We start from the raw sequence: 16,849 nt of genomic DNA, 5'->3' as shown, positions 1-16,849 counted from the left end.
GTGTGCCGTGCCGGTCAGCGCCGACGCGGGTCGAGCGCGGCGCGCAGCGTGTCGCCGAGCGCGATGACGGCGAGCACGGTCACGGCGAGGAACGCCGCCGGGGCGATGAGCATGTGCGGGGCCCGGAGGAACTGCGACGTCGCCGCGGACAGCTGCAGCCCCCACGAGATCGCCGGACGCTCCAGCCCGATGCCGAGGTAGGTCAGCGACGACTCGGACACGATGACCCCGCCGACGGTGATGGTGGCGAGCACGAGCAGTGGCGAGATCGACGACGGCAACACGTACCGGGTGGTGATCCGCCACGTCGACAACCCCATGGTCCGGGCGGCGAGCACGAACTCGGCGCCCCGGACGCTGCGGACGCTCGACCGCACGAGCCGGGCCATCGTCGGCCACCCGAACAGGGCGAGCACGAGCGACACGGTGAGCACCGACCGCTCCCCCACGCTGTTCAGCACCACGACGGCGCCGAGCAGGAACGGGAACCCGAGGAACACGTCGGTGAGCCGGGCGAGGACGGCGTCGACCCACCCGCCGACCATGCCCGCGACGGTCCCGACGACGACCGCGACCATGCCGGCGAGCACGGTCGTGAGTACCGCGACAGCGATCGACGACCGGGTGCCCCAGATGACGTTCGCGTACACGTCGCAGCCCTGCAGGTCGAAGCCGAACGGGTGCCCGGCGGTCGCTGACGCCCCGCTCCGGCCGAGGTCGCACACCCGGGGGTCGCCGTGGCCGAACAGGCCGGCGAACAGCTGCGGGAACGCCGCGATGAGCAGGACCACCACGAGCACCGACGCGGGCACCCAGAACCCCGGCGTCCGTGCGGCGGCGAGCAGTGGCCGACGCCGGACCCCGACGACGGGGTCGACGGTGGCGCCGAGGGCTTCGGTGGTCATCGGGAGGCTCCTGTCCGGACGCGCGGGTCGAGGGCGGCGTGCAGCAGGTCGACGAGCACGCTCGTGACGAGGAACACCAGGATGAGGGCGGTCGAGATGCCGACGACGACGGCGCCCTCGTGCGAGCGGATGCCCTGGAACAGCAGGTTCCCGACGCCCGGCAGGTTGAAGATGCCCTCGATGATGACGGTGCCGCCCATCAGGTACCCGAGGTCGGTCGCCAGGTAGGTGGCGGTGGGGATGAGCGAGTTCCGCAGCACGTGCACACCGACGATCCGGCCCGGCGCGAGCCCCTTGGCGCGGGCCGTCCGGACGTAGTCAGCGTCGAGCGTCTCGATCATCGACGTCCGGGTGAGCCGGGACACCGCGGCCAGGCCGAACAGGGCGATCACGAACGCCGGCAGGACGTACGCGGTCGGCCACCCGGCGGTGACGCCCGCGACCGGGAACCAGTGCAGCCGCACCGAGAACACCAGCTGGAGGGCCACGCCGAGCACGAACACGGGGACCGCGCCGACGACGATGGTGCCGACGAGCACCGTCTTGTCGAGCACGGTGCCGCGCTTGAGCGCCGAGAGCACGCCGAGCCCGATGCCGAGGACGATCTCGAGCGCCCACGCGCTGAGCGCCAGCGTGATCGTCACCGGCCACCGCGAGGCCATCTGCTCGCCGACGGACTGCCCGTTGAAGTCGGTGCCGAAGTCACCCCGGAACAGGCCGCCCAGGTACTGCACGTACTGCAGCCACAGCGGCTGGTCCAGGTGGTACTCCGCCCGCAGCGCCCGCACGACCGAGTCGGTCAGGGGGCGCTCGCCGCCGAGCGCCTTGATCGGGTCGCCGGGCAGCGCGAACGTCATCGCGTAGATGAGGAAGGTCACCCCGAGGAACACGATGACCAGGCCGCCGAGTCGGCGACCGACGGCGAGCGTCGGACGCATCACGCGCCTCCCGACACGGCCGCCGACACCGGACGGGAGGCGCGGGTCGGGTCCGCCACGTGCGCCGCGCAGGCGAGGATCGCCCCGTACTGCACGCCCACGAGCTTCCCCACCGGGATCGGCTGCGCACCCGTCGACGCGTCCGCCTGCCAGCGCGCGTAGCGCTCGGCCAGGCGGTCGCGGAGCCGGCGGAGCGGCGCGGACGCCGTGCCGGCGGTCGTCTCCGCCTCGACGGCGCGCAGGAGCATGCCGCCGTAGCGCAGGCGGAAGCAGCGGACGAGGTCCTCGCAGCCGAAGCGCTCCGCGACGGTGGCCGTCCGGTCCGCCGGTTCCCGCTCGGCGCGGCGGCGGTCGGTGTCCGCGATCCCGGCGAGCATCGGGACGAACGCCCGGGAGGCCTCGACGAACGGGGACGGGATCGAGAGCATCGGCGATGCCGCGTCGAGGAACGCCTGCAGTTCCGCACCCGAGGCACCGAGGTCGTCCGCGCACCGGCGGAGCAGGTCGGCGTACGGCTCGTCGGTCGGGGTCTGGTCGTCGGCGTCGGGGTGGCTCCAGTACGGCAGCTCGGCCACCATGCAGAGGGCCCCGTGCCGCATCGCCCACGCCGCGCTCGACCCGCCGTGGATGTGCTCGCCGGGGTCGATGCCGAGTTCCTCGAGGTAGGCGTACGCCGTCTCGATGCCGTCCATCGCGAACACCGCCGGGGCGAGCTCCCGCAGGTACGGGGACTCCGGCTCGCCGGTGTCGAGCGGCAGCCCGAGTGCGGCCGGCACCGCGTGCAGGGTGTCGACGACGGCGGGCAGGTCCTCGGACAGGTAGTAGTAGACGCCGCCCATCTCGCCGTTGTGCAGGCTCACGAGCAGGTCCGGCTCGGTGTCGTCGATGAGCCGCATGAACGCGAGCGTCTCGGGCAGCACCTGGTCGAAGTACACCGACTTGTAGCTGTTCGGGAACGTCCACTCGACCTGGCTGTCCGGAGCGGGTCGGTAGAAGTGCCGCGAGTAGAACACGCGGTCGTGCGGGTCGTGGAACCACGCCTCGTTGAGCCGCATGCCGTCCGGGTCGATCGTCGGGACGATGTGCCAGGTGACGTCGAGGGCCTGCACCCGCTCGTCACCGAGGGCCGTCTCGGCGAGGTGCAGCGCCGTCCACGAACCGATCGGCTCGTTCGGGTGCACCCCGCCGACCACGACGGCCGCGTGCGACCCGGTGCCGATGCGGTAGCTGTGCAGCGGTTCGCCGAGGCGGCTCGTGCCGATCCGGGTGACCGTGACCCGGTCGGGGTGCGCCGCGGCGAGCGCGGCGAACCGGGCGTGCAGGTCATCGACGAGCGGGAAGCCGTCGCGGTCGGGGACGTCGCGGACCAGGTCGAGGACGGTGTGCTGATTCATGCCCCGCCCTACTTCACGGCGATCTGCGCGATCACGGGGCTGCCCGCCACCGCGGGCAGCTTCGCGATCTTGTCGCTCGTGACGTACGAGTACTTGTCGAAGAAGGTCGGGACGATCGGGAAGTCCTCGAGCACGGCCTGCTGAGTCTTCGTGTAGTACCCGTTCGCCTCGTCCTGGGACCCGGCGGAGTCGGCCTTCTCGAGCAGCGAGTCGACGTCGTCGGACTGGTAGTAGCCGGTGCACGGGGAGCAGCCGCCGGCCGTGGTGAACAGCGCGCGCAGCGTGTTCTGCTGGCTGATGTACAGCGCGCCCCAGTGGCCGAAGTGCGGGCCGGCGACGGTCTTGTCGGTGAGTTCCGAGTAGTAGGACGCCCAGTCGGTGGTGGCCTTCGCCTCGGCGTCGACGCCCAGGTTCTGCCGGATCTGGTTGGCGTACGCCTCGTACAGGGAGTCGAGGCCGGTGCCGCCCGGGTAGACGAGCGTCATGGTGCCGTCGAACCCGCCGGCACTGGCGAGGAGCTTCTTCGCCGCTGCCGGGTCGAACTCGCAGGCGTCGCCGCAGATGCCCTCCTCGGTGCCGGACATCGACGGCGGGGTGAGCGCGGTGGCCGGGTCGTACAGGCCGCCGTAGATCGCGTCGTTGACCTCGTCACGGTCGATCGACATCGAGATCGCGCGGCGCACGTCGGGGTCGGAGTACCGGTCGTCCCACAGCGGGAACCCGAGGTAGTCGATGCCGGGGGCGTCGAAGGAGTGCAGGCGGTCGCCGAAGTCGGCCTTCGCGCTCGTCATCTTGTCGGTCGGCAGGAACAGCACGTCGGCGTTGCCGGCCAGGACGTCGGTGTACGCGGTGTTCATGTCGGAGTAGCTGCGGAAGGTCACCTCGTCGGTGGCGGGCTTCGTGCCCTCGTAGTCCTTCCAGGCCGTGACGGTGAACTCCTGGTCCGCCTTCCACGCCTTCGTCATCTCGTACGGGCCGTTGCCGATCGGCTTCTTGTCGTACGCCTTCAGGTCGTCGTAGGCGGCCTCGGGCATCGGGTAGAACGCCGTCTGGGCCTGGCTGAGCTGCAGGGGGAACTGGCTGTCCGCGTGGGTGAGCGTGACCGTGAAGGTGTCCTTGCCGGTGACCTTGAGTCCCGACATCTCCTTGGTCTTCGGGGTGCCCTTCGCTGGGTTGAGGTCGGTGTACCCGACGATCCCGGCGAGCTGACCGCTGTTCTCCCACGCGTTCGGGCCGTAGGCGACGTGGTTCCAGGCCTTCACGTAGCTCTCCGGCGTGACGGCCTCGCCGTTCTGGAACGTCCAGCCGTCCCGCAGCGTGATCGTCCACGTGGTGGCGTCGTCGCTCTCGACGCTCTTCGCCGCCACGTCCTGCAGATCACCGTCGGCGTCGGTCTGGGTCAGCGGCGCGAAGACGCTCATCACCTGGTCGAAGGCCACGGTCTGCCGACCCGGGGTCAGGTGGTCGGGCTCGCCGGTCGCGTAGACCAGGCTCGAGGGAGCATCGTCGTCGGCCGCGCCGCCCGCCGAACAGCCGGTCGCCACCAGTGCCAAGGTTGCCGCCGCGGCCAGCGCGGCGATCGTCCTGCGTCGCATGATCTCTCCTCGATCGGGTGCGGCCGGATCCCTGCCCGGTCGTCGTGGTGGGAAAGCTAGGACGGTTCGAATCCCGACCACAAGACTTCTTTCAATGCGCTCTGAGAGTTTTACCGCGCAGAAACACCGACGAAACGACACCCGTCGCGCGACCGAGCCCGTTGTGCCACGCTCGGAACATGCGCCACACACCGCACTTCCTGATGACCGACGTCGACGAGGTCCGACGCCTCATCACCGGGAACCCGTGGGCGACGATCGTGTCCCACACAGCGGCCGGACTGGTCGCCTCGCACTACCCGGTGCTGCTCGAGACCCCCGGCCCCGACGACGACCCGGACGCCCTCGTCCTGGTCTCCCACGTCGGCCGCCCCGACGAGGTCGCGCACGAACTCGGACAGCAAGAGGTCCTCGTCGTCTTCCAGGGCGCGCACGGCTACGTCTCCCCCGCCTGGTACCCGCCGGAGCAGTTCGTGCCGACCTGGAACCACGTCACCGCCCACGTCTGGGGCACCCCCGAGATCCTCTCCGACGACGAGAACTTCCGGGTCCTCGGCGAACTCGTCGACCACTTCGAGCGGGTCATGCCCTCGCCCGTGTCGTTGCAGATCGACGAGGAGACCGCCCGCCGGATCGCGAAGGGCACCGTGGGCATCCGGATCCGCGTCACCCGGTTCGACGCCCGCGCCAAGCTGTCGCAGAACAAGGCCCCCGAGGTGATCGACCGCATCGTCGCCGGGCTGCGGGGCGACGGCCCCTACGCGTCGCCGGCGCTCGCCGACGAGGTCGAGCGGGTCCGGCCCGTCCCGTCCACGGCGAACGGCCTGGAGGCGCCGTGACGGAGATCCTGCTCCGCACCGTTCGGCGTGTGGGCACCTCCGGGGCCCCTGCCGACGTCCGCATCGTCGACGGTCGCGTCACCGAGATCGCACCGACCGGCACCCTCGACCCCACGAGCGTCGACACCGACGTGGTCGAGGCCGCCGGCGCCTGGCTCGGCCCGGGGCTCCGCGACCACCACACGCACTTCGACCAGTGGGCACTCGTCCGCCGCCGTGTCGACGTCACCGGCTGCGACTCCCCCGAGGCGACCGCCGACCTGCTCGCCGCCGTCGCGCGGGCGGGCGTGACGGACCCCGTCCTGGTCGGACACGGCTACCGCGACGGGATGTGGCCGCGCCCTGCGCGACGCGAGCTGCTCGACCGTGCCGCACCGGGCCTCCCGGTCGTCGTCATCAGCGCGGACCTGCACGCGGTGTGGTGCAACGCGCTCGCGCTCGCGCACTTCTCGGCTGCTGTCGGTCGCCCGCTCGAGGCGGGTGAGGACGGGGTCCTGCGCGAGCAGGACGCGTTCGACGTGACCGGTGCGCTGTCGCAGGTGCCGGACGACCTGCTCGACGCCTACGTGGCGGACGCTGCCGAGGCTGCGGCCGCCCGCGGGGTGACGGGTGTCGTCGACCTCGAGATGCGCTTCGGGCTCGACCGCTGGCGCCGCCGGATCCACGCCGGCACCGACGCGATCCGGGTCGCGTCCGGGGTGTACCCGGCCGAGCTCGACGAGGCCATCGCCCGGGGGCTGCGCACCGGCGACGTGGTCGACGGCACGCGGGGCTTGCTCACGATGGGACCGTTCAAGGTGGTCACGGACGGGTCACTCGGCACTCGGACCGCCGCCATGGCCGACGGCTCCGGCGTGCTCGCCTGGCCGTTCGAGGACCTCGTCGCGATCACCCGCCGTGCCGTCGACGCCGGACTCGTCCCCGCGATCCACGCGATCGGCGACCGTGCGAACACGCTGGCGCTCGACGTCTTCGAGACCGTCGGGGCCCGCGGCACGATCGAGCACGCGCAGTTGCTCGTCGACACCGACGTCGACCGGTTCGCCCGGCTCGGGGTCGCCGCGTCCGTGCAGCCCGAACACGCCATGGACGACCGGGACATCGCCGACCGGCACTGGGCCGGGCACACCGACCGGGCGTTCGCCTTCGCCTCGCTCGCCCGGGCCGGAGCGCGCCTGTTGCTCGGGTCGGACGCGCCGGTGGCGCCGCTCGACCCGTGGGTGTCGATGGCGGCGGCCGTCGGGCGGGACCGCGACGGCCGCGATCCGTGGCATCCGGCCGAACGACTCTCGGCACTCGTCGCCTGGCAGGGGTCGACCGACGGGCGCGTCGGGGTGTCCGTCGGCGACGTCGCGGACCTGGTGCTCGTCGAGTCCGACCCGCTGGCGTCGTCCTCCGCCGCGCTGCGTGGCTTGCGGGTGCTCGGGACGGCCGTCGCCGGACGGTTCACCCACCGGGAGGTGTGAGCGGGCGGGTGCGCCTGTGCCCCTGAGCTACTTCTGGTCCTTCGGGCACCAGTAGAGCTTCCGACCGGCCATGTCGGCCATCCGGATCTCGGTGCCGCACACCCGGCACGGCTCGCCCTGGCGGTGGTAGACCCAGTGGCGGTCCTTGCGGGAGCGCAGGGCCTTCTTGTGGTCGGCCTCGGACAGGTCGTCCATCGTCATCATCAGGCCGTCGCGGACGCCGTCGTGCAACAGCTTCGACCAGTCGGCCCAGAGCGCCTTGGCCTGCTTGACGGTGATCTTCTTGCCCGGCTTGTACGGGTCGATGCGCTGCCGGAACAGCAGCTCGGCGCGGTAGATGTTGCCGATGCCCGCCACGACGGACTGGTCCATGAGCAGCTGCCCGATGGCGACGTTCCGACGGCGGACGTTGTCGACGAAGGTCTTCTCGGCCTCGGGCCCGTCGTCGTTCATCGGGTCGGGGCCGAGCTTGTCGAGCGCGCGCTGCACCTCGGCCGGGGTCTCCACGACGCACGCGGTCGGGCCACGCAGGTCGGCGACGGTGTCCTCGGTGAGGATCCGCACCCGGACCTGGCCCACCGGGTCCGGCGGGAAGGACTCGATCGGGTCCTCCGCCTTCTCCTGCTCGGCCATCCGGTAGCGGGCGAGCCGCGGTGCGCCGATCGAGCTGAGCGACTCTTCGCGGTCGTCGTCGTCGGACAGCGCCTCGGCGGTGGAGATCACGCCCGCGAAGTCCCACGCCCCGTACAGCCCGAGGTGGACGCGGAGGAACAGGTCGCCCTCGAACTCCAGGAACATCTGCTTCGCCACCGCACGCGCGGCGATCATGCGCTTGCCGTCGAGCTGCGCGGCACCGGCGGCGAAGCGACCCTGGGGGCTCGACACCTCGCAGCGCTTGCCGACGAAGTGCCGGGTGAACTGGTTGGCGATGCGGTGGACGGAGTGACCCTCGGGCATGACTACCGTTCTACCCGGTACCCCTGACGAGCCGGACTACGCGTCGATCTGACGGCCGGCGATCAGCCCGGTGGTCTCGTACTCGGCCAGCTGGGCGATGCGGCGGGCGTGACGCTCCTCGCCGGAGAACGGCTCGGCGATGAACAGGTCCACGAACCGGATCGCTTCGTCCTCGGTGTGCTGGCGCGCGCCGATGGAGATGACGTTGGCGTCGTTGTGCTGCCGGGCGAGCAGCGCAGTCGACTCGTTCCACACGAGCGCGGCGCGGATGCCCTCGACCTTGTTGGCGGCGATCTGCTCACCGTTGCCGGAACCGCCGAAGACGACGCCGAGGGCCTGGACTCCGGCGCGCTGGTCCTGCACCACGGCGTGCGCGGCGTTGATGCAGAACGAGGGGTAGTCGTCGAGCGCGTCGTACTCGGTCGGACCGTGGTCCACCACCTCGTGCCCGGCTTCGGTCAGGTGCGTTGCGAGGGTCTTGTTGAACTCGAGGCCGGCGTGGTCCGTTCCGAGGTGGATGCGCATGGAACCGATCATATTCCTGCGGCTCCGGGGCCCGGACCACCACGGACTACGGTGCGCGGACCACCACCACGAGGTACCGGGTGGGGTCCTCGCCCGGGTTGCGGTAGACGACGTCGGCGGGGTCGCCGAGCTCGATCCGGTCCCCCGCCGCCAGGCGCGTCGGCTCGCCGCCGACGACGACCTCGAGCACGCCGTCGACGACCCAGATGCAGTGCCGCAGGAACGCGTAGGCGGACGCCGGGTAGGCCACCTCGCGGCCGGCCGGGAGGCGCACCTCGGTGACGTCAGCGGGGAACGCCGCGCTCGAGACCGGACGGCGGCGGTACCCGGTGTCGGGATCGGTCCAGGAATCGGCGGTCGCGCCGCGCTGGACGCCGCGCGCCTCGTCGGGGTCCGTCACCCTGGGCACCTCGTGCTCCAGGGCATCGTCGAGGAGCTGCGAGATCGTCAGACCGAAGGCACCCGACAGGCGACCGAGGATCGTCGCGGTGGGGCTGGAAACTCCGCGTTCGACCCGGTTGATCATCGCGCGGGAGACGCCGGACTCCTCGGCGAGCTCGGTGAGGCTCCACCTGCGCTCGGTGCGGAGGCGCTGGAGGCGTTCGCCGAGCGCCCGCTGCTCGGCGACCGAGGTGTCGTCGGCGCCGGTTGCGGGATCGGCGTGCGCGTCGTCTACGATGTGAGACATGACGACAGCATATGCGACGAACGGGGTCGTGATCCGCGACTGCACCCCGACCGACCTCGACGTCGTGCACGCCCTGCACGTCGATGCGGTCCTGCACTCCACCGCCATCTGGCAGGACACTCCGCACCCGCGTGCGTACTTCGACGGGTGGCTCACCGAGCGGCAGGGCGGCGGGTACCCGGTGGTCGTGGCCGAGCTCGACGGCGTCGTGGCCGGCTACGCCACGTACTCGCAGTGGCGGCCGCACCAGGGGTACCGGCTGACCGTCGAGCACAGCGTCTACGTGGTCGAGGCGTTCCGCGGCCGGGGCATCGCGACGACCCTGATGGCCGAGCTGGTCGCACGGGCCACCGCCGAGGGCCGGCACGTCATGATGGCGGGGATCTGCAGCACCAACACCGGGTCGATCGCCCTGCACGAACGCCTGGGGTTCACCACGGTCGCGGTCGTGCCCGAGGTCGGACGCAAGTTCGACCGCTGGCTCGACCTGACGCTCATGCGCCTGCCGCTCGTCTGACGCGACGGGCGGGGCGGGCGCACCACGGGCCTCCCGGCCGCCCGTTCCCCACCGGTCGGTACCGGATCAGTCGGTCGTGTCGAAGATCGGGCCGACGGTGCGCGAGCGCTTGAGCTCGAAGAAGCCGGGGTACTTCGCGACGGCGACGACGCCGTCCCACAGGTCGAGCGCCTCCTGGCCCTTGGGCGCCGGGGAGATGACCGGTCCGAAGAACGCGGTGCCCTCGACGGCGATGACCGGCGTGCCGACGTCCTGTCCGACGCGGTCGATGCCGTCCTGGTGGCTGGCGCGCACGGCGGCGTCGACCTCGTCCGTCCAGGCGTACTCGAGCAGGTCGGCGTCGAGGCCGAGCTCGGCGAGGACGGCGGGGACGACCTGTTCCGGGTCGGACTCCTGGCGGTGGTGGATGTGCTCGCCGAGGGCGTCGTACAGCGGCTTCACGACGTCCTGCCCGAGCCGGAGCCGCGCCGCCGTGACGATGCGCGGGTAGACCTGGCCGGCGTGCAGGCGCTCCTTGTAGCTCTCCGGCACGTCCTGGTCCTCGTTGAGGACCAACAGGCTCATCACCTTCCAGGTCACGTCGAGGTCGCGGTGCTCGGCGACCTCACCCACCCAGCGGCTCGTCATCCAGGCCCAGGGGCAGTTCGGGTCGAACCAGAACTCCACGGCGGTGCGCTCGGTGGTGGGGTCGGTCGGGTTGTCCACAGTCGTCTCGGTCACGATCCGAGCGTACGCGGCGTCGCTAGGCTGGAACCCATCGTCCCGCCGGCGCACGACGCCGTCCGGGGCCCCGTACGCGGACACCGATCGTCCGCGTCCCCAGCGAAGATGGAGCGTTGCGTGCCCGGAGAGAACCTCACCCGAATCGAAGCCCAGGAGCGCGCGGCCGTCGTCGCCGTGCAGACGTACGACGTCGAGCTCGACCTGACCCGCGGCGCCGACAGCTTCGGCAGCACCACGCGGGTGCGCTTCACCGCCACCGCCGGCGCATCGACCTTCATCGACGCCATCACGAAGACCGTGCACTCGATCACACTGAACGGCACGGCGCTCGACGTCGCCGCGGTGAACGACGGCGTGCGCATCCAGCTCGACGACCTGCAGGAGCAGAACGAGCTCGTGGTCGTCAGCGACGCGCTGTACACGAACACCGGTGAAGGCCTGCACCGCTTCGTCGACCCGGTGGACGACGAGGTGTACCTGTACTCCCAGTTCGAGGTCCCGGACTCCCGCCGCATGTTCGCGGTGTTCGAGCAGCCCGACCTGAAGGCCGAGTTCTCCTTCACCGTGACGGCGCCGTCGCGGTGGCAGGTCGTCTCGAACTCCCCCACGCCGGAGCCGCACGTCGACGGCGACGTCGCGACCTGGGCCTTCCCGCCCACCGCGCGCATCTCGAGCTACATCACCGCGCTCGTCGCCGGCCCGTACGAGGTCGTGCGCGACGAGCTGACCAGCCGCGACGGACGGACGATCCCGCTCGGCGTGTTCGCGCGCAAGTCGCTCGCCTCGTACCTCGACCCCGAGTACGTGTTCGACATCACGAAGAAGGGCTTCGCGTACTTCGAGGAGAAGTTCGACGTCGCCTACCCCTTCGACAAGTACGACCAGCTGTTCGTGCCGGAGTTCAACGCCGGTGCGATGGAGAACGCCGGCGCGGTCACCTTCACCGAGACCTACGTGTTCCGGTCGAAGGTCACCGACGCCATCAAGGAGCGCCGGGTCGTCACGATCCTGCACGAGCTCGCCCACATGTGGTTCGGCGACCTGGTCACCATGAAGTGGTGGAACGACCTGTGGCTCAACGAGTCCTTCGCCGAGTGGGCCTCCACGATCGCCACGGCCGAGGCCACCGAGTGGACCGAGGCCTGGACCACGTTCCAGGCGATGGAGAAGTCCTGGGCCTACCGCCAGGACCAGCTCCCCTCGACGCACCCGATCGTCGCGACGATCAACGACCTCGAGGACGTCCAGGTCAACTTCGACGGCATCACCTACGCGAAGGGCGGCTCGGTCCTCAAGCAGCTCGTCGCCTGGGTCGGCATCGACGCGTTCTTCGCGGGTGTCTCCGCCTACTTCAAGAAGCACCACCACTCGAACACCGAGCTCCGCGACCTGCTCGTCGAGCTCGAGGCGACGAGCGGCCGTGAGCTGACCGAGTGGTCGAAGCTCTGGCTCGAGACCGCGGGCGTCAACACCCTGCGCCCCGAGATCGAGACCGACGAGTCCGGTGTCATCACGTCGTTCACCGTCCTGCAGGAAGCCCCCGCCGACTACCCGACGCTGCGCCCGCACCGTCTGGCGATCGGCGTGTACGCCTTCCGGAACGACGAGTCCGCGCCGTTCGGCGCCGACACGGCGTCCGCCGGCGGCAAGCTCGAGCGGGTCCACCGCGTCGAGATCGACGTCGACGGTGCCCGCACCGAGGTGCCCGAGCTCGTCGGCGTCCAGCGCGGCGACCTCGTGCTCCTGAACGACGACGACTTGGCCTACGCCAAGATCCGTCTCGACGAGCACTCCCGGCGCACCGCGATCGAGCACCTCGCGTCGATCGCGAACCCGCTCGCCCGCTCGATCGTCTGGGGTTCCGTGTGGGACGCCACGCGCGACGCCGAGTCCCCGGCAAGCGACTACGTCCGCCTGGTGCTCGGCAACATCGCGACCGAGACCGAGTCGACGACCATCCGCACGACGCTCTCGCAGCTGCTGCTCACCGCACGCAACTACGTGGCACCGGGCTCGGTCGAAGCCACGGTCCGCACCGTCGGCGACACCCTCTGGCAGCTCGCGTCCTCGGCCGAGGCCGGTTCGGACGCGCAGTTCCAGTTCGTGAAGTTCTTCGCGCAGGTCCCGTCGACGCCCGAGCACGTCGCGACCCTGCAGGGCCTCCGCGACGGATCGGTCACGCTGCAGGGCCTCGAGATCGACACGGACCTGCGCTGGGAGCTGCTCGAGGGCCTCGTGCTCGCGGGTGCTGCGGACAACGCCGAGATCGACGCCGAGCTCGCCGCGGACAAGACCGCGTCGGGTGAGCAGGCCGCGGCACGTGCCCGGGCGACGATCCCCACGGCCGAGGGCAAGCTGGCGGCGTTCTCGTCGCTGGTCGACTCGTCCGAGCTGCCGAACGCCATCGTGCGCCAGACCACGGTCGGGTTCCAGCACGTGAACAGCCCGGTGCTGCTCGAGGGCCTCGTGCCGAAGTACTTCGAGGTGCTCACGCGCATCTGGGCCGAGCGCAGCTACCACATGGCGGACACCATCGTCTCGGGCCTCTACCCGGCGCCGCTCGCGTCGGCCGAGCTCCGCGACGCCGCCGCCGCGTGGCTCGAGGAGCACCCGGAGACGCCGGCGCTGCGCCGCATCGTGTCCGAGAGCCTCGCGGGCACCGAGCGCGCGCTCCGGGTCCAGGCCGCCGACGCCTGACCCCTGCTCTGATCCGGCGGGGTCTTGGTGTTCCTCCAGGGACGCCGAGGCCCCGCCGCTTAGCATCGACCGGATATGAACTTGGCTGCAACGACCGAAGACACGTCCAAACTGGTCTCGAACGCATTCACGGACTTCGTCGACACCTGGCAGGCCCCGATCACGATCGTCATCACGATCATTGCCGCGATCATCCTCCGGCTGATCCTGCGCCGGATGATCAAGCAGGTCGTCGACCGGATCGTGAACGGCGTCAAGAAGCGCCAGGGGGCCGCTGACACCCAGGCCCTCATCGCGTCGCCCGTGCAGACCGCGCGGGTCGTCCAGCGCACCCGGACGCTCGGCAGCGTCCTCGAGAACCTCGCCACCGTCGTCGTGGTCGCGATCGCACTCGTCATCATCGCCACCGCTGTGTGGAAGGGTGCCGCGGTCGGCATCGTCGGTGGTGCGTCCCTCGTCGCAGCCGGCCTCGCCGTCGGCGCCCAGTCGATCGTGAAGGACCTGCTGTCCGGCATCTTCATGATCCTCGAGGACCAGGCCGGCGTCGGTGACGTCGTCGACACCGGGCAGGCCACCGGCGTCGTCGAGAACGTCGGGCTGCGCGTCATGCAGATCCGCGACGTGAACGGCATCCTCTGGTTCGTCCCGAACGGCCAGATCCTGCGCGTCGGCAACCTGTCCCAGGGCTGGTCGCGCGTGCTCGTCGACATCACCGTCCCCTACGACACCGACATCGACGCCGTGCAGGACGCGCTGCTCAAGGCAGCCGTCACGATGTCGCAGGAGTCCCGCTGGCGGCAGCGGATCGTCGAGAAGCCCGAGATCTGGGGGCTGCAGTCGATCACCGACGCCGGCATGGTCTTCCGCCTCGTCGTGAAGACCCGGGCGTCCGAGCTGGACGTCGTCGGCCGGGAGCTCCGCACCCGCCTGAAGCACGCCGTCGACGAACTCGGCATCACCCTGCCGGCGATGGCGATGATCATGCCAGAGGGCTGGGAGAACGCCACCTCGATCAACGGCCTGCGCACCGTCCGGACCCAGCCGACGCCGGCACCCACGAAGCCCCGGCGCACCAAGCGCAACATCCTCGGGCAGCCGATCCACTCGGACGACCCCGACAGCGGGAAGGACCCCAGATGACCGACCCCACACCCCCGAGCGGCACGGGTGGGCCCGGAGCGCGCGGCTCGCTCGGCATGCCCGGCGCCCCCGCGATGCCAGGCTCGGTCGGCGTCCCGGCACAGCCGATCACCCTGCGCGTCGGGGAGCACGGCGCCTCGGCCACCGGGTCGCTGTACGAGCGGATCGGCGGCGCTCCGACCTTCGACCAGCTCGTCCGGCGCTTCTACGAGGGCGTGCAGCAGGACGAGGTCATCTGGCCGATGTACCCGGCCGACGACCTCGAGGGTGCGATCTGGCGCCTCTCCGCGTTCCTGCAGCAGTACTGGGGCGGCCCGGGCACCTACAGCGAACAGCGCGGCCACCCCCGCCTGCGGATGCGGCACAACCCGTTCCGCATCACGTCCGAGGCGCGGGAACGCTGGCTCCACCACATGCACGATGCGGTCGAGTCACTCGAGCTCGCGCCCCTCGACGAAGCCGAGCTCTGGGGTTACCTGGACCGCGCTGCCCACGCGATGACGAACACCTTCGACTGAAGCGCGCCCGGCACACGCCGTCGTGTCGTCGAGACGCCGCCGGATCCGGCGGCGTCTCGATGCTCCCGCGGCGTCTCCCGCTGACGCCGGCGTGCAGTGATCGTCGCGAGCGGCGGACGGGAGGCCCGTGGCGGCGCCGCCACGGGCCTCCCGTCCGCCGGTTCCCACGTTCTCGTTCCCGCGAGACGCCGGCGTGTCCGTCCGACGCCGCCATGTGCGTTCCACGCCTCCGAATTCTGCGGCGTCTCGCGGGGCCGGCGGGGTGCTCGCGGGACGCCGGCGTCTTCGGGCAGCGCGGGTCAGCGCACGGACGAGCCGGAGGCGAGGTCCTCGACCAGGGACGGCCGCGACGGCCGCCAGCCGAACGCCGACCGGGCGTGCGCGCCGGACGCCTCCTGGTGCAGCAGCAGGGCGTCGGCGAAGTCCCGCCCGAGCCGTTCGCGGCTCGCGTCGATGCTCTCGGCGACGACCGGTGCTCCGTGGGCCCCGGCCTCGGCGATCTGCCGGACGGTCGGGTTGTCGCCGGTCGCGGCGACGATGTACCCGTCGGGCTCGCCGCGGTGCAGCGCGAGGACGTAGAGCTCGCCGAGGTCGTCGACGTGCACCGTCGTCCACCGCTGCGAGCCGTCGCCCACCAGCTGCACCGGCTGCTCGCCGTCGCTGACGAACATCGCCGGGATGCCGGCGCCGCGCCCGTACACGATGCCAGGGGCGACGATGGTGCTCCGCACGTCGCTCCCCCGCAGCAGGGCCTCGTTCGGTCCGCGCCAGGCGGTCAACGCCGGCGGGTCGATCGGCGACTGCTCCGAGATGTCCGTCGAGTCACCGAAGGTGAAGATCCCGCCGGTGTGCACGAACGGCTTCGGTGTGCCGGCCAGGGCACCGATCGCGGTGCGGATGAAGTCCGGGTCGACGCCGGGCGCCGATGCCGTGTGGACGACGCCGTCGCTCTCGTGCAGCAGGCGTTCGACGACGTCGGTGTCGGTGACGTCGCCGACCAGGGCCCGGCCACCGGCGTCACGGACGTGCTGGGCCTTCTCGTCGGAGCGGACGAGCGCGGTGACCTCGTCCCCGTGGGCCACGAGGGAGCGGAGGACGGAGGAGCCGATGTAGCCGGACGCACCGGTGAGGAAGACGTGCATGCGGCCAGCCAACCACGGCGGCCGGGCGGCGTCGCGGTCGGGGGTGGTCGGCGCCTCGTCGTCGGTGTCGTCGGTGTCGTCGCTAGGAGCTCAGGGTCCAGGCGCGGCGCTTGACGAGCACGTGGCCGCGCGAGGTCGTGAGTCGGCTCCACGGACCCGTCTCGAACAGGCGGACCGGGTCGTGCCCGAGGAACCCGAGGCTCTCGCCCGCGAAGCCCGCACCGGCGGGCAGGTGTTCGACGCCGGGGACCGGTCGACCCCAGACCTCGGCACGGATCCGTCGGACGATGGCCTCGCCGGCGTTGGACGGCACGGCGTCGGCGACCTCGGCGATGCCGTCGCGGGTGGCGCGGCGGAGGAGTTCCGGCGAGACGTCCGGCAGCGGGACCCAGCCACCGCGGGGCGGGGAGATGGCCGCCCACGTCACGGTGTGCACCTCGTGCGGCAGCTCGACCTCGATCGGGGTGGCCCGCGTCGGGTCGGCACCCTCGGCGTGTTCGGCGTCCTGCGCCTCGGCCAGCAGGCGGAGACGCTCGAGGAGCGACTGCAGCGGGACCACGGTGTCGATCGACGCCGGCTCGGTGAGCGAGAACGTGCGGAGGCCGAGCACCGTCGGCAGTTCGTCGAGCAGCCCGAGCGGGTAGAGGATCGCCGTGTAGACGGCCAGGACGCCGGAGTCGGCGATGAGCCGGACCGAGCCGTCCTCGATCCGAGCGGCACGTCCGAGGTACGTGCGGAGGTCACCGAGTGAGGCGGCGTCGGGAAGCGTGAACGAGTTGCCCATGTCGTCCCCGATCCTACCGGC

Annotated in this window: 16 protein-coding genes; 6 read left to right on the top strand and 10 right to left on the bottom strand. The window is 71.2% G+C overall.

Annotation, left to right across the window (positions count from 1 at the left end; all coding sequences use genetic code 11):
• Window positions 1-14 precede the first annotated feature (14 nt).
• Genes DEI96_RS05360 through DEI96_RS05345 form a run of 4 tightly spaced genes read right to left on the bottom strand, consistent with a single transcriptional unit; the run spans window position 15 to window position 4,832 of the window.
• Window positions 15-905 carry an ABC transporter permease gene (locus tag DEI96_RS05360; protein WP_111024189.1) on the bottom strand — a complete coding sequence of 297 codons (891 nt, stop codon included), beginning with the start codon at window positions 903-905 and terminating at the stop codon, window positions 15-17.
• Entirely contained in the window at window positions 902-1,843 is a 942-nt protein-coding gene (locus tag DEI96_RS05355; protein WP_111024190.1) for an ABC transporter permease, read from the bottom strand. The genes DEI96_RS05360 and DEI96_RS05355 overlap by 4 nt, the downstream gene beginning before the upstream one ends.
• Window positions 1,843-3,237: a M14 family zinc carboxypeptidase gene (locus DEI96_RS05350; RefSeq protein ID WP_111024191.1), complete on the bottom strand. Its 1,395-nt coding sequence runs from the start codon at window positions 3,235-3,237 to the stop codon at window positions 1,843-1,845. The genes DEI96_RS05355 and DEI96_RS05350 overlap by 1 nt, the downstream gene beginning before the upstream one ends.
• An 8-nt stretch (window positions 3,238-3,245) precedes the next feature.
• Complete coding sequence (locus DEI96_RS05345) at window positions 3,246-4,832, bottom strand: peptide ABC transporter substrate-binding protein (protein WP_258372898.1); 1,587 nt, start codon at window positions 4,830-4,832, stop codon at window positions 3,246-3,248.
• A gap of 179 nt (window positions 4,833-5,011) precedes the next feature.
• On the opposite strand from DEI96_RS05345, the gene DEI96_RS05340 reads away from it, so the two are divergent.
• Window positions 5,012-5,671 carry an FMN-binding negative transcriptional regulator gene (locus DEI96_RS05340; RefSeq protein ID WP_111024192.1) on the top strand — a complete coding sequence of 220 codons (660 nt, stop codon included), beginning with the start codon at window positions 5,012-5,014 and terminating at the stop codon, window positions 5,669-5,671.
• On the top strand, window positions 5,668-7,137 hold the full coding sequence (locus DEI96_RS05335; RefSeq protein ID WP_111024193.1) for an amidohydrolase: 1,470 nt from the start codon (window positions 5,668-5,670) through the stop codon (window positions 7,135-7,137). Before DEI96_RS05340 ends, DEI96_RS05335 begins: the two co-directional genes overlap by 4 nt.
• A gap of 27 nt (window positions 7,138-7,164) precedes the next feature.
• Here the strand turns inward: DEI96_RS05335 and DEI96_RS05330 are convergent, their stop codons facing one another.
• The 3 genes from DEI96_RS05330 to DEI96_RS05320 are packed head-to-tail and all read right to left on the bottom strand — an operon-like array spanning window position 7,165 to window position 9,307.
• Window positions 7,165-8,094, bottom strand: coding sequence for an Fpg/Nei family DNA glycosylase (locus DEI96_RS05330; protein WP_071246661.1), 930 nt, complete (start codon window positions 8,092-8,094; stop codon window positions 7,165-7,167).
• Between the two features lie 36 nt (window positions 8,095-8,130).
• Entirely contained in the window at window positions 8,131-8,619 is a 489-nt protein-coding gene (locus DEI96_RS05325; RefSeq protein ID WP_027464669.1) for a ribose-5-phosphate isomerase, read from the bottom strand.
• Window positions 8,620-8,665: 46 nt separating this feature from the next.
• A complete protein-coding gene (locus DEI96_RS05320; RefSeq protein WP_111024194.1) occupies window positions 8,666-9,307 on the bottom strand; it encodes a helix-turn-helix domain-containing protein in 642 nt (213 codons plus the stop codon).
• On the opposite strand from DEI96_RS05320, the gene DEI96_RS05315 reads away from it, so the two are divergent.
• On the top strand, window positions 9,306-9,824 hold the full coding sequence (locus DEI96_RS05315; RefSeq protein ID WP_111024195.1) for a GNAT family N-acetyltransferase: 519 nt from the start codon (window positions 9,306-9,308) through the stop codon (window positions 9,822-9,824). The two genes, DEI96_RS05320 and DEI96_RS05315, sit on opposite strands and share 2 nt — an antisense overlap.
• Before the next feature lie 66 nt (window positions 9,825-9,890).
• Here DEI96_RS05315 and DEI96_RS05310 read toward each other — a convergent pair whose 3' ends face one another.
• The gene (locus DEI96_RS05310; protein ID WP_502866297.1) at window positions 9,891-10,451 is read right to left on the bottom strand and encodes a mycothiol-dependent nitroreductase Rv2466c family protein; all 561 of its coding nucleotides are present in this window, start codon (window positions 10,449-10,451) and stop codon (window positions 9,891-9,893) included.
• 213 nt (window positions 10,452-10,664) lie between these two features.
• Between DEI96_RS05310 and pepN the strand changes: the two genes are divergently transcribed.
• From pepN to DEI96_RS05295, 3 genes are all read left to right on the top strand, one after another.
• Entirely contained in the window at window positions 10,665-13,244 is a 2,580-nt protein-coding gene (gene pepN / locus DEI96_RS05305; protein WP_111024196.1) for an aminopeptidase N, read from the top strand.
• A gap of 75 nt (window positions 13,245-13,319) precedes the next feature.
• On the top strand, window positions 13,320-14,384 hold the full coding sequence (locus DEI96_RS05300; protein ID WP_111024197.1) for a mechanosensitive ion channel family protein: 1,065 nt from the start codon (window positions 13,320-13,322) through the stop codon (window positions 14,382-14,384).
• Window positions 14,385-14,440: 56 nt separating this feature from the next.
• Window positions 14,441-14,902, top strand: coding sequence for a globin (locus tag DEI96_RS05295; protein ID WP_258372902.1), 462 nt, complete (start codon window positions 14,441-14,443; stop codon window positions 14,900-14,902).
• A 299-nt stretch (window positions 14,903-15,201) separates the two neighbouring features.
• On the opposite strand, the gene DEI96_RS05290 is transcribed toward DEI96_RS05295, so the two are convergent.
• Complete coding sequence (locus DEI96_RS05290; protein ID WP_111024198.1) at window positions 15,202-16,044, bottom strand: NAD-dependent epimerase/dehydratase family protein; 843 nt, start codon at window positions 16,042-16,044, stop codon at window positions 15,202-15,204.
• Between the two features lie 82 nt (window positions 16,045-16,126).
• Window positions 16,127-16,828: a DUF8185 domain-containing protein gene (locus DEI96_RS05285; RefSeq protein WP_071405518.1), complete on the bottom strand. Its 702-nt coding sequence runs from the start codon at window positions 16,826-16,828 to the stop codon at window positions 16,127-16,129.
• Window positions 16,829-16,849 lie beyond the last annotated feature (21 nt).

It is taken from the genome of Curtobacterium sp. MCLR17_031, from assembly GCF_003234775.2.
GTDB classification, from domain to species: domain Bacteria; phylum Actinomycetota; class Actinomycetes; order Actinomycetales; family Microbacteriaceae; genus Curtobacterium; species Curtobacterium flaccumfaciens.
Note: the sequence above shows the minus strand (reverse complement) of the source record. Positions and strands in the feature narration are given on the sequence as shown.

Bases quoted from the DNA above. Each gene is read 5' to 3' on its own strand.
- DEI96_RS05310 (WP_502866297.1), bottom strand. From the start codon at position 10,451: ATGACGAGCCGCTGGGTGGGTGAGGTCGCCGAGCACCGCGACCTCGAC.
- DEI96_RS05320 (WP_111024194.1), bottom strand. From the start codon at position 9,307: ATGTCTCACATCGTAGACGACGCGCACGCCGATCCCGCAACCGGCGCC.
- DEI96_RS05285 (WP_071405518.1), bottom strand. From the start codon at position 16,828: ATGGGCAACTCGTTCACGCTTCCCGACGCCGCCTCACTCGGTGACCTC.
- DEI96_RS05315 (WP_111024195.1), top strand. From the start codon at position 9,306: ATGACGACAGCATATGCGACGAACGGGGTCGTGATCCGCGACTGCACC.
- DEI96_RS05350 (WP_111024191.1), bottom strand. From the start codon at position 3,237: ATGAATCAGCACACCGTCCTCGACCTGGTCCGCGACGTCCCCGACCGC.
- DEI96_RS05355 (WP_111024190.1), bottom strand. From the start codon at position 1,843: ATGCGTCCGACGCTCGCCGTCGGTCGCCGACTCGGCGGCCTGGTCATC.
- DEI96_RS05340 (WP_111024192.1), top strand. From the start codon at position 5,012: ATGCGCCACACACCGCACTTCCTGATGACCGACGTCGACGAGGTCCGA.
- DEI96_RS05325 (WP_027464669.1), bottom strand. From the start codon at position 8,619: ATGCGCATCCACCTCGGAACGGACCACGCCGGCCTCGAGTTCAACAAG.
- DEI96_RS05300 (WP_111024197.1), top strand. From the start codon at position 13,320: ATGAACTTGGCTGCAACGACCGAAGACACGTCCAAACTGGTCTCGAAC.
- DEI96_RS05345 (WP_258372898.1), bottom strand. From the start codon at position 4,832: ATGCGACGCAGGACGATCGCCGCGCTGGCCGCGGCGGCAACCTTGGCA.
- DEI96_RS05290 (WP_111024198.1), bottom strand. From the start codon at position 16,044: ATGCACGTCTTCCTCACCGGTGCGTCCGGCTACATCGGCTCCTCCGTC.
- DEI96_RS05295 (WP_258372902.1), top strand. From the start codon at position 14,441: ATGCCCGGCGCCCCCGCGATGCCAGGCTCGGTCGGCGTCCCGGCACAG.
- DEI96_RS05360 (WP_111024189.1), bottom strand. From the start codon at position 905: ATGACCACCGAAGCCCTCGGCGCCACCGTCGACCCCGTCGTCGGGGTC.
- DEI96_RS05330 (WP_071246661.1), bottom strand. From the start codon at position 8,094: ATGCCCGAGGGTCACTCCGTCCACCGCATCGCCAACCAGTTCACCCGG.